The 26,560-nt window shown below is 69.2% G+C and carries 20 protein-coding genes and 1 pseudogene; 18 read left to right on the top strand and 3 right to left on the bottom strand.

What is annotated here, in order from left to right; all coding sequences use genetic code 11:
• From AB0L71_RS32210 to AB0L71_RS32165, 10 genes are all read left to right on the top strand, one after another.
• Nucleotides 1-1,035, top strand: a 1,035-nt coding sequence (locus AB0L71_RS32210) for a thioesterase domain-containing protein (protein WP_365250134.1), incomplete at its 5' end; no start/stop codon positions are given.
• A 76-nt stretch (nt 1,036-1,111) separates the two neighbouring features.
• Entirely contained in the window at nt 1,112-1,294 is a 183-nt protein-coding gene (locus AB0L71_RS32205) for an MbtH family NRPS accessory protein (RefSeq protein ID WP_365250131.1), read from the top strand.
• Between the two features lie 35 nt (nt 1,295-1,329).
• On the top strand, nt 1,330-2,115 hold the full coding sequence (locus tag AB0L71_RS32200; protein WP_365250128.1) for an alpha/beta fold hydrolase: 786 nt from the start codon (nt 1,330-1,332) through the stop codon (nt 2,113-2,115).
• A gap of 327 nt (nt 2,116-2,442) precedes the next feature.
• Entirely contained in the window at nt 2,443-3,459 is a 1,017-nt protein-coding gene (locus AB0L71_RS32195; RefSeq protein WP_365250125.1) for a class I SAM-dependent methyltransferase, read from the top strand.
• Nucleotides 3,460-3,487: 28 nt separating this feature from the next.
• Nucleotides 3,488-4,330 (top strand): fumarylacetoacetate hydrolase family protein, encoded by an 843-nt coding sequence (locus AB0L71_RS32190; protein ID WP_365250122.1) that lies wholly within the window; start codon nt 3,488-3,490, stop codon nt 4,328-4,330.
• Nucleotides 4,327-5,220 carry an acetaldehyde dehydrogenase (acetylating) gene (locus AB0L71_RS32185; protein WP_365250119.1) on the top strand — a complete coding sequence of 298 codons (894 nt, stop codon included), beginning with the start codon at nt 4,327-4,329 and terminating at the stop codon, nt 5,218-5,220. The genes AB0L71_RS32190 and AB0L71_RS32185 overlap by 4 nt, the downstream gene beginning before the upstream one ends.
• On the top strand, nt 5,217-6,236 hold the full coding sequence (dmpG, locus tag AB0L71_RS32180; protein WP_365250116.1) for a 4-hydroxy-2-oxovalerate aldolase: 1,020 nt from the start codon (nt 5,217-5,219) through the stop codon (nt 6,234-6,236). The genes AB0L71_RS32185 and dmpG overlap by 4 nt, the downstream gene beginning before the upstream one ends.
• Nucleotides 6,229-7,323, top strand: coding sequence for a histidinol-phosphate transaminase (hisC, locus tag AB0L71_RS32175; protein WP_365250113.1), 1,095 nt, complete (start codon nt 6,229-6,231; stop codon nt 7,321-7,323). Before dmpG ends, hisC begins: the two co-directional genes overlap by 8 nt.
• Nucleotides 7,308-8,309, top strand: a complete 1,002-nt coding sequence (locus AB0L71_RS32170; protein ID WP_365250110.1) for a beta-ketoacyl-ACP synthase III — start codon at nt 7,308-7,310, stop codon at nt 8,307-8,309. Before hisC ends, AB0L71_RS32170 begins: the two co-directional genes overlap by 16 nt.
• A gap of 48 nt (nt 8,310-8,357) precedes the next feature.
• A complete protein-coding gene (locus tag AB0L71_RS32165) occupies nt 8,358-8,609 on the top strand; it encodes an acyl carrier protein (RefSeq protein WP_365250107.1) in 252 nt (83 codons plus the stop codon).
• A 57-nt stretch (nt 8,610-8,666) separates the two neighbouring features.
• Here the strand turns inward: AB0L71_RS32165 and AB0L71_RS32160 are convergent, their stop codons facing one another.
• Nucleotides 8,667-11,510, bottom strand: coding sequence for a BTAD domain-containing putative transcriptional regulator (locus AB0L71_RS32160; protein WP_365250104.1), 2,844 nt, complete (start codon nt 11,508-11,510; stop codon nt 8,667-8,669).
• Between the two features lie 434 nt (nt 11,511-11,944).
• The gene (locus tag AB0L71_RS32155) at nt 11,945-13,474 is read right to left on the bottom strand and encodes a UDP-N-acetylglucosamine 1-carboxyvinyltransferase (protein WP_365250101.1); all 1,530 of its coding nucleotides are present in this window, start codon (nt 13,472-13,474) and stop codon (nt 11,945-11,947) included.
• A 500-nt stretch (nt 13,475-13,974) separates the two neighbouring features.
• On the opposite strand from AB0L71_RS32155, the gene AB0L71_RS32150 reads away from it, so the two are divergent.
• Nucleotides 13,975-14,850: a hypothetical protein gene (locus tag AB0L71_RS32150; protein WP_365250098.1), complete on the top strand. Its 876-nt coding sequence runs from the start codon at nt 13,975-13,977 to the stop codon at nt 14,848-14,850.
• A 321-nt stretch (nt 14,851-15,171) separates the two neighbouring features.
• Entirely contained in the window at nt 15,172-17,886 is a 2,715-nt protein-coding gene (acnA, locus tag AB0L71_RS32145; RefSeq protein WP_365250095.1) for an aconitate hydratase AcnA, read from the top strand.
• A gap of 60 nt (nt 17,887-17,946) precedes the next feature.
• On the opposite strand, the gene AB0L71_RS32140 is transcribed toward acnA, so the two are convergent.
• Nucleotides 17,947-19,827 (bottom strand): FUSC family protein, encoded by a 1,881-nt coding sequence (locus AB0L71_RS32140; RefSeq protein WP_365250092.1) that lies wholly within the window; start codon nt 19,825-19,827, stop codon nt 17,947-17,949.
• A 233-nt stretch (nt 19,828-20,060) separates the two neighbouring features.
• Here AB0L71_RS32140 and AB0L71_RS32135 point away from each other — a divergent pair.
• The 6 genes and pseudogenes from AB0L71_RS32135 to AB0L71_RS32110 all read left to right on the top strand — a co-directional run.
• Nucleotides 20,061-20,195: pseudogene (locus tag AB0L71_RS32135) on the top strand (transcriptional regulator); the annotation flags it as partial.
• 142 nt (nt 20,196-20,337) lie between these two features.
• A complete protein-coding gene (locus tag AB0L71_RS32130; RefSeq protein WP_365250089.1) occupies nt 20,338-21,234 on the top strand; it encodes an aminoglycoside phosphotransferase family protein in 897 nt (298 codons plus the stop codon).
• A gap of 228 nt (nt 21,235-21,462) precedes the next feature.
• Nucleotides 21,463-22,107: a histidine phosphatase family protein gene (locus tag AB0L71_RS32125; protein WP_365250087.1), complete on the top strand. Its 645-nt coding sequence runs from the start codon at nt 21,463-21,465 to the stop codon at nt 22,105-22,107.
• A 997-nt stretch (nt 22,108-23,104) separates the two neighbouring features.
• Nucleotides 23,105-24,550 carry an N-acetylglucosamine/diacetylchitobiose ABC transporter substrate-binding protein gene (gene ngcE, locus AB0L71_RS32120; RefSeq protein ID WP_365250084.1) on the top strand — a complete coding sequence of 482 codons (1,446 nt, stop codon included), beginning with the start codon at nt 23,105-23,107 and terminating at the stop codon, nt 24,548-24,550.
• Between the two features lie 50 nt (nt 24,551-24,600).
• Nucleotides 24,601-25,524 carry a sugar ABC transporter permease gene (locus tag AB0L71_RS32115; protein WP_365250082.1) on the top strand — a complete coding sequence of 308 codons (924 nt, stop codon included), beginning with the start codon at nt 24,601-24,603 and terminating at the stop codon, nt 25,522-25,524.
• A gap of 91 nt (nt 25,525-25,615) precedes the next feature.
• A partial coding sequence (locus AB0L71_RS32110) for a carbohydrate ABC transporter permease (protein WP_365250080.1) occupies nt 25,616-26,560 on the top strand: 945 nt, incomplete at its 3' end.

Raw genomic sequence — 26,560 nt, 5'->3', positions numbered from 1 at the left:
CTGCCGGAACCGGTCATCTCGAAGTCCCAGGGTGGTCGTGCTCCCCGGACACCGGACGAGCAGACGGTGGCCGATGTCTTCGCCGAAGTCCTCGGGGTGACCGCGGTCGGTGCCGAGGACAGCTTCTTCGACCTGGGCGGACACTCGCTCCTGGCCGTACGGCTGGTCACCCGGCTGAGCGAACGGCTCGGCCGGCCCGTGACCGTCACCGACCTCTTCGACCGGCCCACCCCGGAACTCCTCGCCACCACCACGACGGACGGGGCACGGGAGAACGCCGCCTCGGTGATGCTGCCGCTGCGGTCCGACGGGGCGCGTCCGCCGTTGTTCTGCGTCCATCCCGGAGGCGGTTTCGGCTGGTGCTACGCAGGTGTGCCGCGCATGCTGGGTGACGGCCGTCCGGTCCATGCCTTCCAGGCGCGCGGGCTCGACGGCAGGCGGGACGCGATCCTTCCCGGCACCCTGTCGGAGATGGCCGCCACCTACCTGGACCACGCCCGTGAGCTTCAGCCGACGGGACCGCTCCACCTGATGGGCTGGTCGCTGGGTGGCGTCGTGGCACACGCCATGGCGGTCGAGGCCCAGCGACGGGGCGAGGAGGTCGGTGCCCTGATCATGCTGGACAGCTATCCGGCCCCGGACCTCGGAGACGACGTGACGGCCGCCGTGGAGGACTTCGCGGATGTCGAGGCGTTGACGGCCGAGGCGATCGGCCCCGACCTCACCGCAGGCCAACTGCTGGGAATCGGCGGGGAGAACGGCGACGGGCACGCCGAAGCCGTACTCCGGCGGGTGGTGACCAACAACCTCAGGTTGCTCGCCCGGCACCGTCCTGAGGTCTTCCACGGGGACGCCCTGCTGGTCCCGGCCGCTCTGGAACCCGTTCCCGGCGGACCCCGGAGCCGTTGGGCGCCCTACGTCACAGGCGAACTCGCCGTGGCACCCGTTCGCTCCACCCACGGCGAGTTGCTGGCCGCCGAGCACAGCGAAGCCCTGGGCGAGGCGCTGAGGAACTGGCTCGGCCGAGGCCTCTGAGCCGTGCGGCCGGTCCGCGGAAACCCGATGTCGTCAACAACCGAGTCAGAGCAGAAACACCGGAAAGGGAACAAGGATGTCCGACACCATGGATCGCTACAAGGTCGTCGTCAACGACGAGGAGCAGTACTCGATCTGGCCGGAGCACCGCGACGAGCCGGCCGGCTGGCACGCCGTCGGCTTTTCCGGCGAGAAGTCCGCATGCCTTGAGCACATCGAGAAGACCTGGACCGACATGACGCCCAAGAGCCTGCGCTGACCGGTCGCCTCGGACACGGAGGGAGGGCGGGGAACATGGCGGTCCGGACCCGGAACACCCGGGTGTCGTCCCGGCTGACACGCATCGCCGGCACCGGTGCGGAAGGCCTGCGGCTGGTGTGTCTGCCGTACGCCGGAGCCAGCACCATGATCTACCGGAGCTGGCCGGCCGGGCTGCCGGCCGGGGTGGACATCCTGGGGGCCGACCCGCCGGGCCGGGCGCCCGACCCGGCAGGCAGGCAGACCCCGGGAGGGCTGCCGGAGGTGGCGGCGGTCATGGCCGCGGAGATCGCCGCCCTGCCCCGCCTCCCCACCGTTCTGTTCGGGCACAGTCTCGGTGCGCTGCTCGCCTACGAAGTGGCCGTCGAACTCGCCCTGCGCGGTGTGCCCGTCGAGCACCTCGTGGTGTCGGGGTGCGCGCCACCTCACCGGGGCGAGAAGACGGCGCCGATGAGCCATCTGGGGCAGGAGGAGTTCTTCGCGGCCTGGAACGCCACCATGGAACTTCCCGAGAACATCCGGGACAGTCCGGAGCTGCTGGATCTGCTGTATCCGATGATGCGATACGACATCTGGCTCTACGACACCTATGAGTGGCGCAGGCGGCCCGTACTCACCTGCCCCGTAACAGCTTTCGCGGGGTCCGCCGACGGCCTCACGGCGGATGGCGCCATGAACTCCTGGCGGGACCTGACATCCGGTGCGTTCCGCTCACGGCTCTTCCCCGGGGACCACTTCTTCCTGCACTCCAGTGAACGGGAGGTCGTCGAGGAGGTCGGGGATCTCCTCGACGGCGTCAGGAGAAGAGCTCTGCCGCACTGAGCCGAGATGCCGGATGACGGAGAGAACTGTGCCATGCGGGGGCGGTCCGGTCACGGGCCGCCCCCAGGGCGTTCGCTCCTGGGCACGCACGCCCAACTCCGGGACTGGCCAACGGCGTTGCACGGAGATTGTATCCGCGTCGTACGCGGCCGGATCGGCGCCGCCGGTACCGTCCCGGAGCACCAGGAGGAGAGGGTGGAGGATCCGGAACCGTCGGGCCTTTCCCCGGAACCGGTTCACCGGCCGCTCCTGGCCGAGGGACGTCCGCCGCAGGGATGTCCCGAGTTTCCCGTCGGCGTCGCCGACATCTCGGCAGGAGGAGAAGGAATGAGCCCGTCGCCCTCTCGTATGGCCCACTCGGAAGCGCAGGAGTCCCTGGTGGAGAAGGCAGCCGACCTCGCGGCCACCGCGGCCCTGCTGCAGATCGGCGCCGAGCTGGGCGTGGACCAGGTACTGGACGCCGACGACGCGTTCGACATCGACGAGCTGGTCCGCCTGACGGGACTGCCGGCGCCCGGCCTGCGCGAGTACATGACCGCACTGGCGGCCGCCGGCCTGGTCGTGGAGACGGGCACAGCGGGACAGTACCGGCCCGCGGACGATTACCCGGACCGACGATACGAAGCGGGGTACGTCTCCTGGTCGGTCGGCGCCAACTACCCGTTGATCGAGCACGCGGGCTCCTTCCTGCTGGACCCGGTCGCCGCCGGGCGGCTGCACCCCCGGGACGGGCGACGCGTCGCGGTCAGCTCCCGCTGGGTGGGCCAACGAGGCTTCTACCAGGGCGCCTTCGAGTACGTGCACGCCTCCGGAGCACGGCGGGTCGCCGACCTCGGCGCCGGCGCGGCAGGCCTGCTGATCAAACTTCTGCTGCAGGATCCGGACCGCACCGGAGTGGCCCTCGACATCAGTGGGGCCGCCTGCGCCGCGGCGCGGGAAGCCTCCGCGCGGTCGGGTGTGGCGGACCGGTTGGAGGTCACCGAGCGTTCCGTCGAGTCGCTGGTGGACGACGCGTCCCCGATCGAAGGGGCCGACGCCATCCAGGCCTTCTTCGTCATGCACGATGTCGTCCGCGACGACGCGGTGTTCCAGAAGGTCCTGTCCGTCTGCCGCGAAGGACTGGCCCCCGGCGGCTTCATGGCCATCGTGGACGCGGTCTCGTACGCGCCGGGCACGGAACGGAAGTTCAGCGCCCTCTTCACCTACCTGCACTCCCAGTTCATGGGCATCGCGCTGCCGGCCGAGCACGAATGGCTGGAGAAGTTCCGGGCCGCGGGATTCTCGTCCGTCACCTGCCTCCCGCAGCCCATGCCCGGCAGCCGACTGTTCATCGCTACCAAGTAGCGGTCTGACCGAGGAAGGAGCCGGGCCGATGACCCTGACGGCGGCACGTTCCCTGTACCGCGAACTCGCGGCGCAGCTGTGGGACTCCGCGCGGGAGCGGAAACCGGTGGAACCACTCACCGCACGCCATCCCGAGCTGTCACTGGAGGACGCCTACGAGGTGCAGCGTGAGCTGCGCGCACTGGAGGTCGCCGACGGCGCCGAGCTGATCGGATACAAGATCGGCGCGACGAGCGAGGCGATCCAGAAGGCGTTCGACATCGACCACCCGGACTTCGGTCATCTCACGGACCGGATGCTCCTGCCGGACGGAGCCTGCCTGGACGCCGGGCAGTTCATCGCCCCGAAACTCGAGGCGGAGATCGCCTTCCGGGTCGGCGAGGACCTGCGCGGCGGGTCGGTCAGCGCGGCGGACGTCCTCGACGCGACCGTAGCGGTCCATCCGGTGCTGGAGGTGCTGGACAGCCGGATCGCCGACTGGCGGATCAGGCTGGCGGACACGGTCGCCGACAACACGTCCTCGGCGCGCGTGGTCGTCGGGCCCGAGGTGCCGTTCGGCTCCGCGGGAAGGACAGATCTGGCCGCCGAGCGGGTGGTCTTCCAGACCGGGGACCGGATCCAGACGGCGTACGGCTCCGCGGTCATGGGCCATCCCGCGGAGTCCGTGGCCTTCCTGGTGAGGATCCTCGACACCTTCGGGGAGGGGATCAAGGCGGGCGACCTGGTACTCGCGGGCTCCTGGGCCGACGCCGTCGACCTGGTTCCCGGTCTCCGGGCCACGGCGTCCTTCGCGTCCCTCGGGTCGGTGTCGCTCACCGTCGCAGGGCCGCCGGCCGAAGCCCCCGCGGAACGGAACGAGGGGGAGGCATGACGGAGAACGGCCGACTGTCCGTCGCGGTGATCGGTGCCGGTCTCATCGGGGTCGATCTGGCGGTCAAGATCACACGCTCCGACCACCTGGAACTCGGTCTGGTCCTCGGCCGCGACGAGAACACTCCGGGGCTGCGGCGGCTGGCCAGGACGGGCCTGCCCGTGTCGGCCGGCGGCATACGCTCCCTGGTCGACCGTGAGGAGCCGTTCGACATCGTCTTCGACGCCACCACCGCGTCGGCGCACGTCGAACACGCGAAACTGCTCGCCCCGTCCGACACGCTGCTGGTCGACCTGACCCCGAGCCAGGTCGGCCGGATGGTGATCCCCACCATCAACGGGTCGGACGCGCTGTCCCACCGGAACGTGAACATGGTCAGCTGCGGAGGGCAGGCCGCCATCCCCGTGCTGCACGCCGTGGCGCGCCGTCACCGGATCGCGTACGCCGAGGTCGTCACCACCGCCGCCAGCAGTACCATCGGCCGGTCCACCCGGCTCAACCTCGACGAGTACATCGACACCACCCAGGACGCCGTCCGGGAGTTCAGCGGGATCGAGGACGTCAAGGTGATGGTCAACCTGAGCCCGGCCCGGCCCCCGGCCACCTTCCGGGTCGCCATGTCCCTGCTGGGAGAGGACCTGACGCAGGACTCGGTGCGGGCAGCGGTGGACACGGCCGTGGAGGAGATGCGCGCCTTCGTCGGCGGCTGCGCCGTGACCGCCTGCGCCGTCGGAGACGGCAAGGCGCTCGTCGCCGTCGAGGTCCACGCCTCGGGCGACCGGATCCCCCGGTACGCCGGCAACCTCGACATCATCAACTCCGCCGCCCTGCACGTCGCCGAACGGTATGCGGACCACCACCTGACCTGCGTTCCCGCGGAGACGTCATGAGCCATGTACTGATCCACGACCCGACGCTCCGGGACGGCCACCACGCCGTCCGTCACCAGCTCGACGCGGCCCAGCTGCGCGCCTACGCCGCCGCGGCCGACGCGGCACGCATCCCCGTCGTCGAAGTCGGACACGGCAACGGCCTCGGCGCCTCGTCGCTCCAGGTGGGCCGTGCCCGGCTCAGCGACGACGAGATGCTCTCCGTGGTACGCGAGGCACTGACCCACAGCCGGATGTGCGTGTTCATGCTCCCCGGCTGGGGACGCGCCGCAGACCTGGACCGGGCGATCGCCCACGGTGCCGACCTGGTGCGCATCGGCACCCACTGCACCGAGAGCGACCTCGCCGAACGACACCTCGGTCACCTGGCCGAGCGGGGCGCCGAGGCACACGGCGTCCTGCTGATGAGCCACATGGCCGGCCCCGGGGAACTGGCCGAGCAGTGCGCGCGGCTGGTCGGGTTCGGCGCGTCCGGGGTGGGGATCATGGACTCCTCCGGACACTTCCTGCCGCCGGACGTGACCGCCCGCATCGCCGCGATCCGGGAGGCGGTCGATGTGCCCGTGATGTTCCACGGGCACAACAACCTCGGCATGGCGGTGGCCAACTCGGTGGCCGCCGTGGAGGCCGGCGCGGACATCATCGACGGCTGTGCGCGCGGATTCGGCGCGGGGGCGGGCAACACCCAGCTCGAAGTGGTGGTCCCGGTCCTGGAACGGCTGGGACACACCACCGACGTGGACCTCTACCGGCTGCTGGACGCCGCCGACCTCGCCGAACGCGAGCTGATGAGGACTCAGCCCGTCATCGACTCGGTGGGCGTCGTCAGCGGACTGTCCGGAGTGTTCTCCGGGTTCAAGAGCCATGTGCTGGACGTCTCCCGGCGGGAGGGCGTCGACCCCCGCGACGTGTTCTTCGAGCTCGGCCGCCGCCAGGCGGTCGCCGGCCAGGAGGACCTGATCGTGGACGTGGCCGAGGCGCTGGGACAGGCCGCACGACAGGAGCAGCATGCCTAGGAAGCCCGCCCCCGCTCCCCGGTTCCGCGCCGTCCTCGACTCGATTCCCGGCTACCGCCCCACCGAGGGCGTCTACGACGGGGCACCCGCCCGTCCCCTGTCCGCCAACGAATCTCCGCACCAGCCGCTTCCGGACCTGGTCGAGGAACTCGCCGTCGCGGGCGCCGACCTCAACCGCTACCCCGACCCCGCGTGCTCCCGGCTCACCCAGGCGATCGCCCGCCGGCATGGCGCCGACCCGGACCAGGTGCTCGTCGGCGCCGGATCCGTCGCCCTGCTCCAGGCGTTGTTCCAGGCGGTGGCCGAGCCCGGCGCCACCGTCGTCCATCCCTGGCCGTCGTTCGAGCTCTATCCCGTGCTGGCCGCCCTCGCCGGAGTCCGGACGGTCCCCGTGCCGCTGGCCGGCGGCCACCTGGACCTGCCCGCCATGGCGGCCGGGATCACCGACGCCACCCGGCTCGTCCTGCTCTGCAGCCCCAACAACCCGACCGGTGCGCTGATCCGCCGCCGGGAGCTCGAGGACTTCCTGGACCGGGTCCCGCCGACCTGCTTGGTGGTGTTGGACGAGGCCTACTTCGAATACGCCCGCGACGAGGACGCGTGCAGCGGCATCGCCCTGCTCGACGCCCACCCCCATCTCGTGGTGACCCGCACCTTCTCCAAGGCCTACGGGCTCGCCGGCCTGCGCGTCGGCTGTCTGCTCGGCGCTCCGCACACCGTCGTGCACCTGCACAAGGTGTGCCTCCCCTACGCGGTGAGCTCGGTCGCCCAGCAGGCCGCGCTGGCCGCGCTCCGGCTGGAGGACGAACTGCTGCGGCGGGTCGACGAGACCGTCGAGGAACGCACCCGGATGTGCGAGGCCCTGCGGGCTGCGGGCTTCGACGTCCCCGACAGCCACGGCAACTTCCTGTGGCTCCCGCTGGGCGAGGGCTCGGCCGCGTTCGGCGAGCGGTGCGGCGCCGAGGGGATCGCCGTCCGTTCCTTCGCCCACGAGGGTGTCCGGGTGTCCGTCGGCTCCAGGCCGGACAACGACGCCTTCCTCGCCCTCGCCGCCCGTGGGGGGAGCCTGCCATGCACTCCGCGATGATCGGGCTCGGTACCTGTCTGCCGTCCCGTCTGGTCACCAACGCCGAACTCGCCGAGGGGCTCGACACCAGCGACGAGTGGATCGTCTCCCGTACGGGGATCCGCAGCCGGTACTGGGTCGAACCCGGCACCGCGACGAGCGACCTCGCCGTGGAGGCCGGTCTGCGCGCGCTGAAATCCGCGGGCCTCGCTCCGGAGGACATCGACGTGGTCGCGCTGGCGACCACCACGCCCGACCACCCCTGCCCGGCCACCGCCCCCGACGTGGCCTCACGTCTGGGGCTGGGGCCCGTGGCCGCCTACGACATCGCGGCCGTCTGTTCCGGCTTCCTGTACGCGCTGGCCATGGGGCACGCGCAGATCGTCGCCGGACAGGCCCGCACGGTCCTGGTCATCGGCGCGGACGCCTACTCGACCATCCTCAACCCCGACGACCGCGCCACCCGTGTCATCTTCGGTGACGGCGCGGGCGCCGTCGTGCTCACCGCGAGCGATGTCCCGGGCCGGCCAGGGACGGTGCTCGGCGCTCACCTCGGCTCGGACGGCGCCCACAAGGACCTCATCCGTATCCCGGCCGGTGGCTCGCGTCAGCCCGTCACCGCCGACACGGCGAGCGCCGACCGCTACTTCGTCATGGAGGGGACGAAAGTCTTCCGTCAGGCCGTCCGCCATATGAGCGAGTCCGCCACCACGCTCCTGGGCCGGATCGGCTGGCAGACCGGCGAGATCGACCACTTGGTCGGCCATCAGGCCAACGCGCGCATTCTCGGCGCGCTCGCCGGACACCTGGACATCCCCGTCGAACGCGCCGTCGTCGACATCGACCGCGTCGGAAACACCTCCGCCGCGTCCATCCCCCTGGCCCTCGCCCATGCCGCCGGGCAGGGGCGGTTCACGCGCGGCGACCGCGTCCTCATGACCGCTTTCGGCGGCGGGCTGACCTGGGCCTCCGCAGCCATCACCTGGCCGGACATCACACCCCTGTGAGCGGCCGCACCGTGCTGAACGTTCCGGACATCTGAGGAGTGAATAGTCATGAGCATGACCATCTCGCTGCTGGAGCGGCGGATTCTCGACCGCCTGGTGGAACAGTTCGCGGTTCCGGACGACACCGGCCCGGACACCGGCTGGGAGGACCTCGGCTTCGACTCGCTGGCCCTGGTCGAACTGGGCCTCGTGCTGGAGAAGGAGTACTCCGTCCAAGTGGACGACGTGGAGCTGAAGGAGGCCGGCAACGTCGCGGGGGTCGCGGCACTTCTGATCTCCAAGGGTGTCTCCGGTGCCTGAGGCCGTCTCCGACGCCACGAGGCGGCGGTCGTGACGGTCCCCGAGGGGCGGGCCGGCTCAGTCGCTGCCGACCGCCCCCGGAAAGGCGTTCTCCCCCTCGACCCGCGAGATATGGCAGCGCATCTCCTCCGCCGCGGGGTCCAGCAGCTCGTCGAAGATCTCGGCAGCCGCCAGCCACTCGGTCGTCGCCGCAAGCGGGCGGCCCATCTCTTCCAGCGTCTCGCCCAGACGGCCTCGGGTCTCGGCCTCGTGGTAGCGGTCCGCGGAGGCGCCGAAAAGGGCGATCGACTGCCGGTAACTGGACACTGCGAGCTCCCACCGGCCCAGATGGTGGTAGGCGTATCCCAGGGTGTCGAGTGTGGCGGCCTGGCCGTTCACGTCCTCGATCCGCCGCTGGATCTCCAGGGCCTGCTCGGAACTCTCCACCGCCTGCGCGTAGTCGCCGATCGTTGCCGATACCCAGCCGATGCCGTTGAGGGCGCGCGCCTCACCGGCGGGATGGCCGGCGAGCCGGTGAAGCCGCAGGGCTTCCCGCGCGTGGACCAGGCACCCCTGCCCGTCTCCGGTGGCGAAGGAGACCTCGCTCCTGTTGTGCAGGCACTGGGCCACCCCCGCGACATCACCGACCTGTTCGAACTCGGACTGGGCCCGCTTGAGGTGGTCGTCGGCCTCCGGGAACATCCCCAGGCGGGTCAGCGCACGACCCAGAAGGCGATGGGAGGTCGCCTGCCCGAGCGCGTCCTCGCTCTGCTCGGCGGCGGCGACCGCGAGACGCTGGACGGTGAGCTGGGTCTGCCACAGGCCTTTGGGGGCGAGGTAGGCGGTCAGTGCCCAGGCCGTCTGCCAGGCGTGCACTCCGTATCCACGCTCCGTCGCCTGACGGACGAGACGGATGAGGACATTCATCTCCGTCTTGAACCAGGTCAGAGCCTCGCCGTGATCGGTCACCGGAGTGAGGGACCGGGGCTCGGACGGGGCGAGCGGAGTGAAACGCAGCCACTGAGGCTGCATGCACACCGCCGCGGAGTGGGAGCGCTGAAGGTAGTGGTCGTACATCCGCGTGCGTGCGGCCTGCCGGCTGTCGTCGGGCTCGGACGACCGCAGCAGTTCGGCCGCATAGCTCCACAACAGATCATGGGCGGAGTATCTGCAGGGGGAGACCTCCTCCAGCAGATGCAGCCTGACCAGCTCACGCAGGCACTGTCCGGTCTCCTCGGCCGAGAGTCCGGTGAGAGCCGAGACCGCCTCCTCCCCGACCTCCGGCCCGGGATGCAGTCCGAGCAGCCGGAAGACCCGGGCCGCGCCGGGCGTCAGTCTTCGGTAGGACCACCAGAACGTTCCCCGCACGTCTCCTTCGGCCAGGGCGTCGAGGCGTCCGCGGCTCTGCCGGAGGCTCTCGGCGACGCTCCTGAGCGAGAGATCGGTCTGGATCGCCATCCGGGCCGCCACCACGGACAGCGCCAGGGGAAGGCCGCCGGTCGCCGTCGCGATCGCGTCGAGGGACGCCGGGTCCCCGCCGGTGCGGTCCTCTCCGATGCGGCGGTGCAGCAGCCGCCGGGATTCCTGCTGGGAAAGAGGCGGCACCGGAAGAGTGCGGGCACCCTCCGAGATGATCAGCCCGGGCAGCTGGTCGCGGCTGGTCACCACCACCGCGATGCGTCCGGCCCCAGGAAGAAGGGGACGTACCTGCTCCGCGTCACTGGCATTGTCGAGGACCAGCAGCAGCTGCCGGGGCGCCAGCAGACTGCGGAAGAGCGCGGTGCGTGCGTCGAGCGTGGCCGGCATGCCGGACTGTGTGATTCCCAGTGCGTTCAGGAAGTCTCCGAGGACTTCGAAGGGAGACAGCTGGCTGGCGCCGTCGTAGCCGCGCAGATCCACGAAGAGCTGGCCGTCGGGAAACGACGCGGACACCCGGTGGGCCCAGTGCACGGCCAGGGCGGTCTTCCCCGATCCGGGCATCCCGCACACCAGGGTGATTGCCGTCATCTCCGCGCCCTCGGCGGAACGACTGCTCAGCGCAGTGTCGAGCTGCGCGATCTCATACTGCCGTCCGACGAAGTGGGAGGTGACGGGGGGAAGTTGCCGAGGAACGACATCGGGCCGGAACCCGGGCTGCCGAGTCGCGCCGGATCTGCTCCTCGCCCTTTCCACCTTCAGCGGGCGGTGGTTGAGAATGGTCTCGTGCAACTGGGTCAGCTGCACGCCTGGTTCGAGACCGGTCTCCGCGACGAAGATCTTCCGAGCCTGCCGAAACGCGGCAAGGGCGTCTGCGGTGTTCCCCATCTGATAGAGCCCGGTGAGAAGTTGGCACCAGGCCCGCTCCCTGAGAGGCGCACGGTCGAGAAGCTGACGCATGCACTGAACGGCATCCATCCAGTTCTCGGTCTCGAGGAGCAGCTTGCCGTAGTCCTCCTCCGCGGCCAGGTACCGCTCCTCGACACGGGTCACCCACTCGTCCAGCGGGGGGTGATGCGGCAGTCCGGCGAGCGGGGTTCCTCGCCGAAGGCTGAGCGCGCGCCCGAACTGGGCCTTGGCGATCACGGGATCGCCTCCGGCGGCAGCCTCCTTGGCCCTGGCGACGGCGTTGTCGAACGCGTCCAGGTCGAGCTGATCCGGTTGCAGACGCAGGATGTAGCCGCCACGGGCGACGGGCAGCCCGTCCCACGAGTCGCTGCACAGCACGGTCCGCAACCCGCGCGCGTAGGAACGGAGGTTCGCGGAGGCCGAGACCGGAGGCTCATTTTTCCACAGGACATCGATCAACTGCTCTGAGGTGACCAGTTCGTTGGGCCTGGTGAGCAGAGCGGCCAGCAGCAGACGCTGTTTGACGGATCCGAGAACAAGCTGCTGATCGTCCCGGTAGGCCCTCAGCGGGCCCAGTACATCGAATCGCGTCGACATGTGACACCCCTGAAGATCAGCAGCCGCACCTGCGGCGCAAAGATATCGGTGCCTGTACACATGTCAACCCTGTCCTGGGACCCACCCGGTTCGACAGGGATCTCTCACTCGGACCGACGCGCGACGAGGAGAGTTCGTCGACCCCCGCGGCGGGGTCGTTTCCTCAACGGCCTTGCAGGGAGGCACTGGTGGCCCGCCTGGAGCGGGGACCCGTCTACGGTCGGGCGCATCGAGCAGGGGGTGCGCCGACACATGCGCAGCTCGGATCCCGGCCGCTGAACGGCGTTGGCGCGGAGACGCTGCGCAACTGCTTCAATCCCTGGGCCCGCAGCAGTCACCGCGCAGGCGCATAGTCCCGGAGCGGTCCCGCGGGCGCCGCCGCCCCATCCGAACCAGCGTTTTACCTGGTCAGAAAGGGCGGCGGCCTTCTTTGATCAAATATCCCGGAAGATCTCGATCTGCGCGCCCACGGAGTTGAGCCGCTCCGCCAGCTCCTCGTAACCGCGGTTGATGACATACACATTGCGCAGGACCGACGTGCCCTCCGCCGCCATCATGGCGAGCAGCACCACCACGGCAGGGCGCAGCGCGGGCGGGCACATCATCTCGGCGGCGCGCCACCGGGTGGGCCCCTCGACCAGGACCCGGTGCGGGTCCAGGAGTTGCAGCCTGCCGCCGAGACGGTTCAGGTCGGTGAGGTAGATGGCCCGGTTGTCGTAGACCCAGTCGTGGATGAGGGTCTGGCCCTGGGCCGAGGCGGCGATGGCCGCGAAGAAGGGCACGTTGTCGATGTTGAGCCCGGGGAACGGCATGGGGTGGATCTTGTCGATCGGCGCCTCCAGCTTGGAGGGGCGGACCGTGAGGTCGACCAGCCGGGTGCGGCCGTTGTCGGCGGCGTACTCGGTCGTACGGTCGCAGTCGACGCCCATCTCCTCCAGCACCGCGAGCTCGATCTCCAGGAACTCGACCGGTACCCGGCGGATCGTCAGCTCGGACTCGGTCACCACGGCGGCGGCGAGCAGGCTCATCGCCTCGACCGGGTCCTCGGAGGGGGAGTAGTCGACATCCACATCTATGTGCGGGACACCGTGCACGGTCAGCGTCGTCGTACCGACGCCGTCGACCCGTACGCCCAGTGCCTCCAGGAAGAAGCACAGGTCCTGGACCATGTAGTTGGACGAGGCGTTGCGGATGACGGTCGTCCCGTCGTGGCGGGCCGCGGCCAGCAGCGCGTTCTCCGTCACCGTGTCGCCGCGCTCGGTCAGCACGATCGGCCTGTCCGGGGTCACCGAGTGGTCTATCTGGGCGTGGTAGAGACCCTCGGTCGCGGCTATCTCCAGGCCGAACCGGCGCAGCGCGATCATGTGCGGCTCGATGGTCCGGGTGCCGAGGTCGCAGCCACCCGCGTACGGCAGGGTGAACTGGTCCATACGGTGCAGCAGCGGGCCGAGGAACATGATGATGGAGCGGGTCCGGCGGGCGGCGTCCGCGTCGATGGAGGCCATGTCGAGCCGGGCCGGCGGGACGATCTCCAGATCGGTCCCGTCGTTGATCCAGCGGGTGCGCACACCGATGGAGTTCAGCACTTCGAGGAGGCGGTAGACCTCTTCGATCCGGGCGACCCGGCGCAGTACCGTACGGCCCTTGTTCAGGAGCGAGGCGCAGAGCAGTGCCACGCACGCGTTCTTGCTGGTCTTGACATCGATCGAGCCGGAGAGCCGGCGTCCGCCGACGACCCGCAGATGCATCGGCCCGGCGTAGCCGAGCGACACGATCTCGCTGTCGAGCGCTTCGCCGATGCGGGCGATCATCTCAAGGCTGATGTTCTGGTTGCCGCGCTCGATGCGGTTCACGGCACTCTGGCTGGTGGCGAGTGCCTCTGCAAGCTGACTCTGTGTCCAGCCACGGTGCTGACGGGCGTCACGTATGAGCTTGCCGATGCGTACGAGGTAGTCGTCTGACATGGCGACAGGTTATCTCAGATATGAGATGAAGATCGTACGGGGGTGTGGCATTCGGGTGACGGGTGCGCGGGGAGCAGGTGAGAACGGGAAGTGTGGGGGATGGCGGGGGAGGTGGGCGACGGCCGTTGTCGCGGCGGCCCGTCGCTGGTTTCGGGGGCGTGCCGACCGTTCTCATCATCCGCTCGGTGCGGCGGTCCGGCATGCGGGGTGCGTCCGCGTGGGTGACCCGGAGTGCGCACGGGGTGCACCGCCTGTGTCCGCATGCAGAACGAAGACCGCCACCGGGTCCTCGAATCGGCGGAGCGCGGCACGCGCGTGCCCGTATTCAAAGAACTCGTCTCCGTATTCAAAGAAGTAATAAACACCTGCGGACACGTAGCGCCATCGGGAAAAGGGATGCCTCGCGCCCGCAACACTGTGATGTCCACTCATCCGCGACGTGGAAGGCGCTCACTCCGGTGGAGCGAGGCGCCGTTTCGGCCGACCAGGAGTGATTGACCTTGGAAAAGTCTGAATTCCTTACCGACCTGAACACCGGCATGGGTCACTCTGTGATGAAGAAGCTGCCGGAGGTCACCCTGGCCTTCTGGATCATGAAGATCACCGCGACCACGCTCGGCGAGACGGCCGGCGACCTGTTGGCCCAGACCCTCGGGCTCGGCTACTTCCTCACCACGGTCGCGCTGTTCCTGATCTTCGTTGTCACGCTGGTCGTGCAGCTAGCGTCCACCCGCTACAACCCCTATTTCTACTGGACCGTCATCCTGTCCACCAGCATGGCCGGCACCACGATGTCCGACTTCATGAACCGTGACGCCAGCTCTCGGTACCTGTCCGGCGGGGCCACTTCGCTGGGCTGGGGGCCGCAAGGCCTGGGGCTGGGGTACCCCACGGGAGCCGCGATCTTGATCTCGTTACTGATGGCCATCTTCGTCATCTGGAAGTTCACCGGGCTGACGTTCTCCATCCGCGACATCGACACCTTTCGCGGGGAGGGTCTCTTCTGGTCGGCGATTCTCGTCTCGAACACGCTCGGCACTTCCATGGGTGATTTCCTGTCCGACAGCTCCGGGCTCGGTTATGCGGGTGGCGCGCTTCTCGTCACCGGGCTGCTCGCGGCGCTTCTCGCACTCATGTGGGTGCCTGTCGTGCCGAACGTGCTGCTGTTCTGGATCGCGTTCGTGCTCACGCGCCCTCTTGGTGCCACCGTCGGTGACTTCCTCACCAAGCCTGTCGCCAAGGGTGGTCTCGACCTCGGGACGGCGGGCTCGTCGGTCGCACTCCTCGCGCTTCTCCTGGGCCTCGTGACAGCTGCGCACGTGCGGGAGCGCAGGAGCGTCGTGCCGCGCAACGAGGTCCTGGCCGAGAACTCCTGACCGCGTCGGGCGCCGGTTCGGGCGGCTGCCGTGCGTGGTCGGGCGGACGGCAGCCGCCGCCGCGGGGCCGTGCCGCGCGGGGCGGTGCGAGAACGGCGGGATCGTACGGGTGGCCGGGCATGACCGTTCCGAAGTGATGTACTAGAGTTATCTCGACATCGAGATATATGCCGAAGGCGCACCGCAGTCCGCCGACAGGTAAGGGTTACCTAACTAACTCTTACCTTAGCGGATGGTCGAGGGGCCGTAGGCGGCACCACGCGGCGCCCGCCGTAGTGAGGCGCGGCGCGGAGTACGCGCACATTGATGAAGGAGACTGTCGTGTCGGCGAACAGCTTCGACGCCCGCAGCACGCTGCGCGTGGGCGACGAGTCGTACGAGATCTTCAGGCTGGACAAGGTCGAGGGCTCCGCGCGCCTCCCTTACAGCCTGAAGGTCCTGCTGGAGAACCTGCTCCGCACCGAGGACGGCGCGAACATCACCGCCGACCACATCCGGGCGCTCGGCGGCTGGGACTCGCAGGCTCAGCCCAGCCAGGAGATCCAGTTCACCCCGGCCCGCGTGATCATGCAGGACTTCACCGGTGTGCCGTGCGTCGTGGACCTCGCCACCATGCGTGAGGCCGTCAAGGAGCTGGGCGGCGACCCGGCCAAGATCAACCCGCTCGCCCCGGCCGAGCTGGTCATCGACCACTCCGTCATCGCCGACAAGTTCGGCACCAACGACGCGTTCGCGCAGAACGTCGAGCTGGAGTACGGCCGCAACAAGGAGCGCTACCAGTTCCTGCGCTGGGGCCAGACCGCCTTCGACGAGTTCAAGGTCGTCCCCCCGGGCACCGGCATCGTCCACCAGGTCAACATCGAGCACCTGGCCCGTACGGTCATGGTCCGCAACGGCCAGGCGTACCCCGACACCCTCGTCGGCACCGACTCGCACACCACCATGGTCAACGGCCTCGGTGTGCTGGGCTGGGGCGTCGGCGGCATCGAGGCCGAGGCCGCGATGCTCGGCCAGCCGGTCTCCATGCTCATCCCGCGCGTCGTCGGCTTCAAGCTGACCGGCGAGCTCCCGGCCGGCACCACCGCCACCGACCTCGTGCTGACCATCACCGAGATGCTCCGCAAGCACGGTGTCGTCGGCAAGTTCGTCGAGTTCTACGGTGAGGGCGTCGCCGCCACCTCCCTGGCCAACCGCGCCACCATCGGCAACATGTCGCCGGAGTTCGGCTCCACCGCCGCGATCTTCCCGATCGACGACGAGACGCTGAACTACCTGCGCCTGACCGGCCGCGACGCCCAGCAGGTTGCGCTCGTCGAGGCGTACGCCAAGGAGCAGGGCCTCTGGCTGGACCCGGCCGCCGAGCCGGACTTCTCCGAGAAGCTGGAGCTGGACCTGTCGACGGTCGTCCCGTCGATCGCCGGCCCGAAGCGCCCGCAGGACCGCATCGTCCTCGCGAACGCCAAGCAGCAGTTCGCCGAGGACGTGCGCAACTACGTCTCCGAGGACGAGGAGTCGGGCAAGGAGTCCTTCCCGGCCTCCGACGCCCCGGCCGCCACCAACGGTGTCCCGTCGCGCCCGACCACGGTCACGGCCCCCGACGGCACCTCGTACGAGATCGACCACGGCGCCGTCACCGTCGCCGCGATCACCTCCTGCACCAACACCTCGAACCCGTACGTCATGGTCGCCGCGGCGCTCGTGGCGAAGAAGGCGGTCGAGAAGGGGCTGACCCGCAAGCCGTGGGTCAAGACCACCCTCGCCCCGGGCTCGAAGGTCGTCACCGACTACTTCGACAAGGCGGGCCTGACCCCGTACCTCGACAAGGTCGGCTTCAACCTCGTCGGCTACGGCTGCACCACCTGCATCGGCAACTCCGGCCCGCTGCCGGAGGAGGTCTCCAAGGCCGTCAACGAGCACGACCTGGCCGTGACCTCGGTGCTCTCCGGCAACCGCAACTTCGAGGGCCGGATCAACCCCGACGTCAAGATGAACTACCTGGCATCCCCGCCGCTGGTCGTCGCGTACGCCATCGCCGGTTCGATGAAGGTCGACATCACCAAGGACGCCCTGGGCATCGACCAGGACGGCAAGCCGGTCTACCTCGCGGACATCTGGCCGTCCGAGTCCGAGGTGAACGACGTCGTCGCCAACGCCATCGGCGAGGACATGTTCAACAAGTCCTACCAGGACGTCTTCGCGGGCGACGCCCAGTGGCAGGCGCTGCCGATCCCGACCGGCAACACCTTCGAGTGGGACCCGCAGTCCACCTACGTGCGCAAGCCCCCGTACTTCGAGGGCATGACGATGGAGACGACCCCGGTCGAGGACATCGCCGGCGCCCGGGTGCTCGCCAAGCTGGGCGACTCGGTCACCACCGACCACATCTCCCCGGCCGGTGCCATCAAGGCCGACACCCCGGCCGGCAAGTACCTCACGGAGCACGGCGTCCAGCGCCGCGACTTCAACTCCTACGGCTCGCGCCGAGGCAACCACGAGGTCATGATCCGCGGCACCTTCGCGAACATCCGCCTCCGCAACCAGATCGCCCCGGGCACCGAGGGTGGTTTCACCCGCGACTTCACCCAGGCCGATGCCCCGGTGTCGTTCATCTACGACGCCTCGCAGAACTACCAGGCCGCGGGCGTCCCGCTCGTCATCCTGGCGGGCAAGGAGTACGGCTCCGGTTCGTCCCGCGACTGGGCCGCCAAGGGCACCGCGCTCCTCGGCGTCAAGGCGGTCATCGCCGAGTCCTACGAGCGCATCCACCGCTCGAACCTCATCGGCATGGGCGTCCTCCCGCTCCAGTTCCCGGAGGGCGCGACCGCCGAGTCCCTCGGCCTGACCGGCGAGGAGACCTTCTCCTTCACCGGCGTGACCGAGCTGAACAACGGCACCACGCCGCGCACGGTCAAGGTCACCACCGACACCGGTGTGGAGTTCGACGCGGTCGTCCGCATCGACACCCCCGGTGAGGCGGACTACTACCGCAACGGCGGCATCATGCAGTACGTGCTCCGCAACCTGATCCGCAAGTAAGGTCCGGCTGCACCAGCAGGAAGGGACGCACCCCGGCGACGGGGTGCGTCCCTTCGGCGTTCACGCGGCCGTGGTCAGCGTGTGGATGCCGTGCAGATGGGTCATGACGTCCCGCAGCGAACGGCAGTCGCGCGGCCCCGGGCCCGGGCGGGTTCCGCCGCGGCCGCCCTCCAGCGCGTCGGCCGCCGCCGCCAGCGCGCTCGTCACCTTCTCCACCTCGGCCGCGGGCGGCCGGGGCACGCCGTACTCGACCCGGAGGGCGCACGCGGTCGCCGCGTCGACGATCAGTTCGGCCGCGTCGGCCACTGCCGCCCAGTCGTGCCGCTTCCCGCCGTACGGGCCCGGAAGTTCGGCCGCGGCCGTCTCCGCCGCCGCGCGTGTCTCGGCGAGCGCACGGTAGGCGGCGCTCCGCAGGGCCAGACCCTGTGCGCCCGACCTGCGCGGGTCCGGCGTCTCCTCGTCAGGGTCCGCCAGCACATGGCGCAGATACAGCTCCGTACAGCGCAGGGTGACCGCGCACCGGTGCCCGACCCGCACCCGGGGATCGGTCAGCCGGGGAAGGTGCCCGACGAGCAACACGATGACGCAGGCGAGCGTGGTCTCCAGCAGCCTGGCGGGGGCGGCCTCGGTGTCGCCGGCCGTCCGTACGAAGGAGAGCACCAGCACCGTGATGACCGCGGTCTGCAGACCGAAGTGGCGGACGGAGAAGGGCACCAGCGCCCCGCCCACGACGACCAGTGCCACGGTGCCGGGAGCACCGAGCCCCCCGAACACCGTGGTGCACAGCAGGAAGGCCAGGACTCCGGCGACGGTGCCGGCGAAGCGGTTCACCACCCGGGAGAACAGCGGCCCCAGGTCCGGCTTCACCAGGAATGCCGCGGTGGCCGGCAGCCAGTACCAGTGCACCTCGTGCAGCAGCAACGCGACGACGCCGGTGACGGTGACACAGAGCGCCACCCGCAGCCCGTACTCCCGCCCCGCGGGCGACAGCACCCTCTGCCAGGGCCGGGACAGCACCGAGCGGTTCCCGGAGCCCGCGTCGGCCGCACCGTGCCGCGTGCGGTCGAAGACGACGGCGGCCTCCAGCAGCGCGTGATCGAACGCCGTCCGCTCGACCGTGTCCGACACCGGACTCGGCAGCGGCCCCGCCGGGCCGCCGCTGCGTACGGCGGCGGCAAGGCGACGCGGGCCGTCGGCGACCGTGCCGGGGACGGCCCGCCCCACCCACAGCAGCGCGATGCTCGCCTCGCACAGGGCCACCGCCGCGCCGAAACGTGCGGCCAGCGGATGCACCGCCGCGACGCCCCGGCCGGGCCAGGGCAGCAGCCGCAGCAGGCGCAACGCCTCGTCCGCCTGCTGCTGCGCGGCGACCAGCCTGCGACGCGCGGCTGCGGCCTGCGGCCCGCCGAGCGCGAGCAAGGCGTCCGCGAGGGCGTCGAACACGGCGGCGACCGCCTCGCGCTCCCCGCTCGACCGGGAACCGTCACCGGAACGCGGCACCCGCAGGACCAGCCGCAGCAGAAGCAGCCACACCGCGCCGGAGAAGAAACAGAGGGCTTTGAACCAGGCCGGTCCCGGCATCGGCATCCCCAGCCCGACGGTGAGGGCGACCAGCATCTGGAGGGATGCGGCCGACCACACCGCACCCACCGTGCTCAGCGCACCGGAGAGCCAGCCCACCAGGAAGAGCACGGGTACCGCCGCCCAGCGCCCGACGCTGTCGGCGACAACGGCCCCGGCCATCAGCCCGAGCGATCCGGCGACGGCCGGACATCCGATGCCCACCACACCCGTGCGCCGTGTCCCCGGACGGTCGTTGACCCCGGCGAGCATCGCCCCGAGCGCCGCGAGGACGCCCGCCCCCGCATGCCCCGTGGCGATACCGACACCCAGCACAGGCCCCGCCCCCAACGCACCGCGCACCATCGCCGTGCGGGGCACAGGGACACGGCGGCGGCTCAGCACGTGGCCGAGCCACGCGGGGGAGGGGCCTCGGCCGGACCGGGACCGGACACCCCGACGAGCCTCGATGCGCACGGCTGACCTCCTCGTTCACCGGCCGGACAGAGGTCCGGGGCTGTCGGGGCGGGCAACGGCGGCCGCGTTTCCGGTGACCGTAACAGGCGGATTTGTCGAGCGGGCTGCGTCGAGGTTTCAGCGATGTGATCAGTAGGGTCCTGCGCGACGCCGGTCTGGTCGAACAGCGCGACCAGGGCCCCAAGCGACTCAACCGGCTGCGTCGTGAGGAGTTCGACGCCCGTTTGCCCGGCCTCCTCGACCTGACCCTCCGCGCCGACGACACCGAGTGACGGAGGCCGGCTTCTTGGCGCGGCCGTACGCAGTCGGGGGCAACGGCCAACAGGAAAACGGTTTGACGGGCCGTGCGTGGGAGCGTTCGTATGGCCGCTGGTCGGCAACTCCCCGTCGGCGTACCGTTCCTGAAGGGTGCTCATGATTGCCGGAAAGATGCACGTCGGCGAACCGGACATCGATCCCTCGCTGGTGCGTCGGCTGATCGCGGCGCAGTTCCCGCAGTGGACCGGACTGCCCGTCGCACCGGTCGTCTCCGTGGGCACCTCCAACGCGATGTACCGGCTCGGCGAGGACATGGTGGTGCGCCTTCCTCGTACGGAGGGGGCTGCCGGAGACGTGGAGAAGGAGCACCGCTGGCTGCCCCGGCTCGCTCCGTTGCTTCCCGTCGCCGTTCCCGTACCTCTGGGCAAGGGAGTGCCCGCCGCGGGCTATCCGTGGCACTGGTCGGTCTTCCGGTGGCTGGAGGGCGGGAACCCGGCGGTCGGACGCATCACCGAACCCGGACCGCTCGCGGCGGACCTGGCCGAGTTCGTCGGCGCGTTGCGCGGGATCGCTCCCGCCGACGGGCCGCCCTCCTACCGCAGTGAGCCCTTGTGCGCGCGGGACGGCTCGACCCGCGCCGCGATCGGGGACCTGGACGGTGGCGTCGACGCGGAAGCGGCGGTCGCGGTCTGGGAGGCCGCGCTGCGGGCCCCTGCGGGGACCGGTCCGGCCGTCTGGATCCACGCGGACCTCCAGCCCGGGAACCTGCTGCTCGCGGACGGGCGGCTGAGCGCCGTGATCGACTTCGGCTGCCTGGGGCTCGGTGATCCCGCCGTCGACCTGATCGCGGCGTGGTACCTGCTGCCGGCACCCGCACGCGGCATCTTCCGCACCGCCCTGGCGGCCGATGACGCGGCCTGGGCACGCGGCCGCGGTTGGGCGTTGTCCACCGCGCTCGGAGAGCTGCGCTACTACGCGGACTCCAACCCCGCCATGGCGGCCATCGCACGGCACGTCATCCAGGAGGTGCTCGGCGACGAGCGGACCGGATGAGCGGACCGGATCCCGCGTCGGACCAGGGCACGCCCGGACCGGACCCGGACCCGGCGTCGGCCGCCCTCGCCTCGGCTGGGGCATCCGGAGGAATGCCGCGGGGTATGGGGCCGCCGTACCCGGAAACGGGGCATCGGCCACCCGGTCCGGGGCCCGCGGAGTGCGATGGTGGATCCGGAGGTTCGACCGGCTGCACAGCACGGACTGCACAGAGAGCGGATGGCATCCATGGGCGAGTTGATCCTGATCCGGCACGGTGAGACCGAGTGGTCGCGGTCCGGGCGGCACACGAGCCACACCGATCTGCCGCTGACCCCCTTCGGGGAACGCCAGGCCCGCGCCCTGGCACCCCTGCTCGCCGACCGGCAGATCGCACTCACCCTGGTCAGCCCCTCGGTACGGGCCCGACGCACCGCGGAACTTGCCGGACTTGCCGCACCCCGCATCACACCCGAGCTGCGCGAGTGGGACTACGGCGGATACGAGGGAGGGACCACCGAGGAGATCCATCGCACCCGCCCCGACTGGAACCTCTGGACCGACGGAGTCGCCCGGGGCCCCGAGGCGCACCCCGGTGAGACCCCTGCCGAGGTCGGTGCGCGCGCCGACCGGGTGCTCGCCGAGGTCGTGGCGGCCGCCGGACGCGAGGAGGACGAGGACATCGCGCTCGTCGCCCACTCCCACTTCCTGCGCGTACTGACCGCTCGCTATCTCGGGCTGCCCCCGGCACAGGGCACGCTGTTCCAACTCGCCACGGGTGCGGTCTCGCGGCTCGGCACCGAGCACGGCAACCCGGTACTGACGGCGTGGAACGTGACCCTGCCCGAGAGTCTGTTTCCCCGGGCCGTTCCGGAAGGCCCGGAGCGGAGCTGAGCCGGATCCCGGCCGTCCTGAGAGGGGGCTGCGCTCCGGGCGGGCCGGGAGCTGGTGGTCCCGGTCATGACCTCATCGGTATCTGGCCGGGGCCTACCTGTCCCAGCCGGTGGGCTCGACCGGCAGCCGCGTGGTTTCCGGGCTGTCCGTCGATCGGGACGTCCTGCACCTCCCCGCCGCCGGTGTTCTCGGCACGGGGACGGACATCCACACCGCGTCGGTGACATTACCCGTTGTTCCTATCGAGAGGCCGTCATCGACACCCGTCGACCGTTTCTTTCCTGCGGGACCGTCTTCGGCGGCGTTGCGGCAGTCCGGCTGTTTTCTCCGAGCATCGAAGGATGGGCCGAATGTCCGTACGCGGGCCCGGCCTTGACCTCCTTCGTCCGTAACGGCCTTTGACACGGCGGCCGCAGGGGGGTTGCCGTGACGGGAGTGAGTGAAGGGCGGTCGACGAAGCCGTACGGCTCGGTCCTCGGGGGAACCGTCTCGGGTCCGCATGCCACCCCCGCCCTCCGGGAGCCTGCGTGGACAACGGTGTCTCCCTGATGCCCCGGATTCGGGAGTGAGTCAAGTGACGCCAGATGTCAAGGATGTTGGCTTGGAATCGCCGGTGGAATCGACCGTAATGCGGAAAACGTTACGCCGGGGCCCGGGTGTGCGTGCTGCAGGTATCTGTGAGGTCTCAACTCGGGAAAGACTCCCGACCGACCTTGCATTTGATCTTGCTCAGGCGGCTGTGAGTGGACTATACCTGTCGGCGTCCGCACAGCTTTCCGGGTGACGCGGACAAGGGGGACTGGGGGACGCGGCGAGGAGTGCACGACAGGTGCATCTTCCGCCCGATCTCCTGAAGCCTCCCATTGCACGTGGCTAGCCTGAAATCAGTACGACCCAAGCGCAACTGAACGCGGTGGCGGGGCCCTTCGCCTGAGGCGAGTTTTGACGGGCGACCGGTACACACCGCCTGAGTCCTGGAGAAGGCGAGGACTTGAGCATGGGATCCACCTCCGCCCACAAGAATGAGGGCCTCGGCCGTCGCGATGTGATCAAGCGATCGGCCGCACTCGGTCTGGTCTCTGTTCCGACGATGAGCTTCCTGGCATCGTGTGCGAGCAGCGACAGCAGCGACGGCAAGAAGGTCGAGAAGGGCAAGACCACCAAGACCAACCCGCTCGGGGTCAACGAGTCGGCGCCGCTCGAAGTGGTCATCTTCGACGGCGGTTTCGGTCAGCAGTACGCCATCGACGCCGAGAAGAAGTACAGCGAGGCGTTCCCGAAGGCCAAGGTCAAGCACGCGGCGACCCAGAAGATCCAGTCGCAGCTGCAGCCGCGCTTCAACGGGGGCACCCCGCCGGACCTGATCGACAACTCCGGTGCCGAGCAGATGGACATGGGTGTCCTGGTCGGCAAGAAGCAGCTGCTGGACCTGACGCCGCTGATGGACGCCCCGTCCATCGACGACCCGAACAAGAAGGTCCGCGACACGCTGCGTCCGGGTGTTCTGGAGATGGGTCAGTTCGACGGCGACCCGGTCTGGATCATGTACTACGCGTACACCGTGTACGGCGTCTGGTACTCGCAGACCGCGCTCGAGAACCTCGACGCGGAGTACCCGGAGAACTGGGACGACATGCTCGCCCTCTGCGCGAAGGCGAAGAAGAAGGGCATCGCCGGCTGGACGTACGCCGGTAAGTACCCCTACTACCTCCCGTTCTCGCTCTACCCGTTCATCGGCAAGATCGGTGGCCGCGAGGTTCTCGACAAGATCGACAACCTGGAGCCGAACGCCTGGAAGGACCCCGCGGTCAAGGCGGCGTTCGAGGCGTACTACGAGCTCTACAAGAAGGGCTACATCCTCAAGGGCACCCCTGGCCTGACCCACATCCAGTCGCAGACCGAGTGGACCAAGGGCAAGGCGCTCTTCCTCCCGAACGGTTCGTGGGTGGAGAACGAGGCGGCGCCGACCACGCCCAAGGACTTCAAGATGATGGTCGCGGCGCCGTCCAGCCTGGACTCGTCCGACAAGATGCCGTTCGGCACCATCTGGGCCTCCGGCGGCGAGCCCTTCGTCGTCCCGGCCAACGCGAAGAACCCCGAGGGTGGCATGGAGCAGCTGCGCATCATGCTCTCCGAGGAGTCCTCGAAGAACTTCACCCAGCAGGTCAAGTCGCTCAGTGCCTTCAACGGCGGCACCGACGGTCTGACCCTGTCCACGGCCATGCAGTCCGGTGTCGACGCGCTGAAGAAGGCCGGCGACAACGTGGTGAACCCGCGTCTGCAGGACTGGTACGTGAAGCTTCAGAAGGAGCAGATCGGCATTGCCGGTATCGGCGAGATGATGGCCGGCCGCGCGACCCCGGCGGAAGCCATCAAGAAGATCCAGGCCTTCGCCGACGCGGCGGCCAAGGACCAGTCCATCAAGCACTACAAGCACCAGTGAGCAACCGTCACCAGCGGCGGCACCCGCGGAAAGAACGGGGTCGGTAAACGATGCAGCACGGCAAGTACCGTTTCATCGTGGGATTCCTGATAGTCCCACTCGCGTTGTACGCGGTCTTCGTCATCTGGCCGTTCGTCCAGTCCATCTACTACTCGTTCACGGACTGGACCGGTCTGAGCCCGGACTTCAAGATGGTCGGGTTCGACAACTACACGAAGATGCTCAAGGACGACATCTTCTGGAAGTCGTTGCAGCACAGTGTGCTGCTCGTGCTGCTGCTGCCGCTGGTGACGCTGGGCCTGGCGCTCTTCTTCGCCTTCATGCTCAATGTCGGGGGCCGGCGGCGCAAGAACGCCGCGGTCTCCGGCGTGCGCGGTTCGGGTTTCTACAAGATCGCCTACTTCTTTCCGCAGGTGCTCTCGATCGTCATCGTCTCGCTGCTGTTCCAGTTCGCTTTCAACCCCACCAGCGGGATGCTGAATTCGATCCTGAGGACGATCGGCCTGGACTCCGTCCAGCCGGACTGGCTGGGCGACCCGAACCTCGCGCTCACCTGCGTCATGGTCGTGCTGATCTGGTCGACGGTCGGATTCTTCGTCGTGCTCTTCTCGGCGGGGATGGCCTCCATTCCGAAGGACTTCTACGAAGCGGCGCTCCTCGACGGCGCCAACCGCTTCACGACGTTCTTCCGGATCACCCTGCCCCTGCTCTGGGACACGGTGCAGTCGGGCTGGGTCTACATGGGGATCCTGGCGCTCGGTGTGGAGGCGTTCACCGCCGTGCAGGTCATGACGGTGGGCCCCGGTGGTCCCGACTACTCGACCACCATCCTGCCGCTGTACGTCTACCAGACGGCCTTCCGTGACGGGCAGGCCGGATACGCGACGACGATCGGGGTCGGACTGCTCATCGTCACCATGGCCTTCGCCGCCATCGTGATGCGACTGGGCCGGCGCGAGCGGCTGGAGTTCTGATGCTGCGACGGACGGGAGAAGGTCCCCGGATCCCCAGCAGGTACCACAGGTCGGTCTCCGTGTCCGGCTCGACAGTACGAGGTGAGTACACGTGAAGACCACTGACACCCCTCCCGCGGTCCCGGCGCAGACCCGGGGCCCGGTGACCAAGGCGCCCGCGCCCGCGGTCAAGGAGAAGAGCAGCGAGGGCAAGGTCCTCAACGTCTTCTCGCACGGTGTGCTGATCATCTGGGCGATCCTGGTCGTCCTGCCGCTGCTGTGGGCGGTCATGTCGTCGTTCAAGACCGACGACGCGATCCTGTCGACCCCCTGGTCGCTGCCGGACAAGCTGCACTTCGACAACTGGTCGCGCGCCTGGAGCCAGGCGCACATGAGCGACTACTTCTTCAACACCATCGTGGTGGTGGGCTGTTCGCTCGTCGGGACGCTGCTGCTCGGCTCCATGGCGGCGTACGTGCTGGCGCGGTTCGACTTCCCGGGCAACCGGTTCGTCTACTTCCTGTTCATCGGCGGGATGAGCTTCCCCATCATCCTGGCGCTGGTCCCGCTGTTCTTCGTCATGAACAACATGGGCCTGCTGAACTCGCGGCACGGACTGATCATGGTCTACATCGCGTACTCGCTGCCGTTCACCGTGTTCTTCCTCACCTCGTTCTTCCGGACGCTGCCGACCTCGGTGGCGGAAGCGGCGCTGATCGACGGCGCCTCGCACACCCGGACGTTCTTCCAGGTGATGCTGCCGATGGCGAAGCCCGGCCTGATCAGCGTCGGTATCTTCAACTTCCTGGGGCAGTGGAACCAGTACATGCTGCCGACGGTGCTCAATACCGACCCCGAACAGCGGGTGCTCTCCCAGGGGCTGGTCGAGCTGGCCAGCAGCCAGGGGTACAAGGGTGACTGGTCCGGTCTCTTCGCCGGTCTGGTGATGGCGATGCTGCCGGTCGAGATCGGCGACATGGCGCCTGGCCTGTTCGACACCGCCCCGCAGATGGGCCGGCTGGACCCGGGAGGAGCCGAGGATCGTACCGCCGCGGGC

The sequence above is a fragment of the Streptomyces sp. NPDC052052 genome, assembly GCF_040680455.1.
Lineage (GTDB): Bacteria > Actinomycetota > Actinomycetes > Streptomycetales > Streptomycetaceae > Streptomyces.
Note: the sequence above shows the minus strand (reverse complement) of the source record. Positions and strands in the feature narration are given on the sequence as shown.

Excerpts from the sequence above, each read along its gene's own strand:
- AB0L71_RS32205 (WP_365250131.1), top strand. The coding sequence starts at position 1,112 with ATGTCCGACACCATGGATCGCTACAAGGTCGTCGTCAACGACGAGGAG.
- AB0L71_RS32200 (WP_365250128.1), top strand. The coding sequence starts at position 1,330 with ATGGCGGTCCGGACCCGGAACACCCGGGTGTCGTCCCGGCTGACACGC.
- AB0L71_RS32195 (WP_365250125.1), top strand. The coding sequence starts at position 2,443 with ATGAGCCCGTCGCCCTCTCGTATGGCCCACTCGGAAGCGCAGGAGTCC.
- AB0L71_RS32190 (WP_365250122.1), top strand. The coding sequence starts at position 3,488 with ATGACCCTGACGGCGGCACGTTCCCTGTACCGCGAACTCGCGGCGCAG.
- AB0L71_RS32185 (WP_365250119.1), top strand. The coding sequence starts at position 4,327 with ATGACGGAGAACGGCCGACTGTCCGTCGCGGTGATCGGTGCCGGTCTC.
- dmpG (WP_365250116.1), top strand. The coding sequence starts at position 5,217 with ATGAGCCATGTACTGATCCACGACCCGACGCTCCGGGACGGCCACCAC.
- hisC (WP_365250113.1), top strand. The coding sequence starts at position 6,229 with ATGCCTAGGAAGCCCGCCCCCGCTCCCCGGTTCCGCGCCGTCCTCGAC.
- AB0L71_RS32170 (WP_365250110.1), top strand. The coding sequence starts at position 7,308 with ATGCACTCCGCGATGATCGGGCTCGGTACCTGTCTGCCGTCCCGTCTG.
- AB0L71_RS32165 (WP_365250107.1), top strand. The coding sequence starts at position 8,358 with ATGAGCATGACCATCTCGCTGCTGGAGCGGCGGATTCTCGACCGCCTG.
- AB0L71_RS32160 (WP_365250104.1), bottom strand. The coding sequence starts at position 11,510 with ATGTCGACGCGATTCGATGTACTGGGCCCGCTGAGGGCCTACCGGGAC.
- AB0L71_RS32155 (WP_365250101.1), bottom strand. The coding sequence starts at position 13,474 with ATGTCAGACGACTACCTCGTACGCATCGGCAAGCTCATACGTGACGCC.
- AB0L71_RS32130 (WP_365250089.1), top strand. The coding sequence starts at position 20,338 with ATGATTGCCGGAAAGATGCACGTCGGCGAACCGGACATCGATCCCTCG.
- AB0L71_RS32125 (WP_365250087.1), top strand. The coding sequence starts at position 21,463 with ATGGGCGAGTTGATCCTGATCCGGCACGGTGAGACCGAGTGGTCGCGG.
- ngcE (WP_365250084.1), top strand. The coding sequence starts at position 23,105 with ATGGGATCCACCTCCGCCCACAAGAATGAGGGCCTCGGCCGTCGCGAT.
- AB0L71_RS32115 (WP_365250082.1), top strand. The coding sequence starts at position 24,601 with ATGCAGCACGGCAAGTACCGTTTCATCGTGGGATTCCTGATAGTCCCA.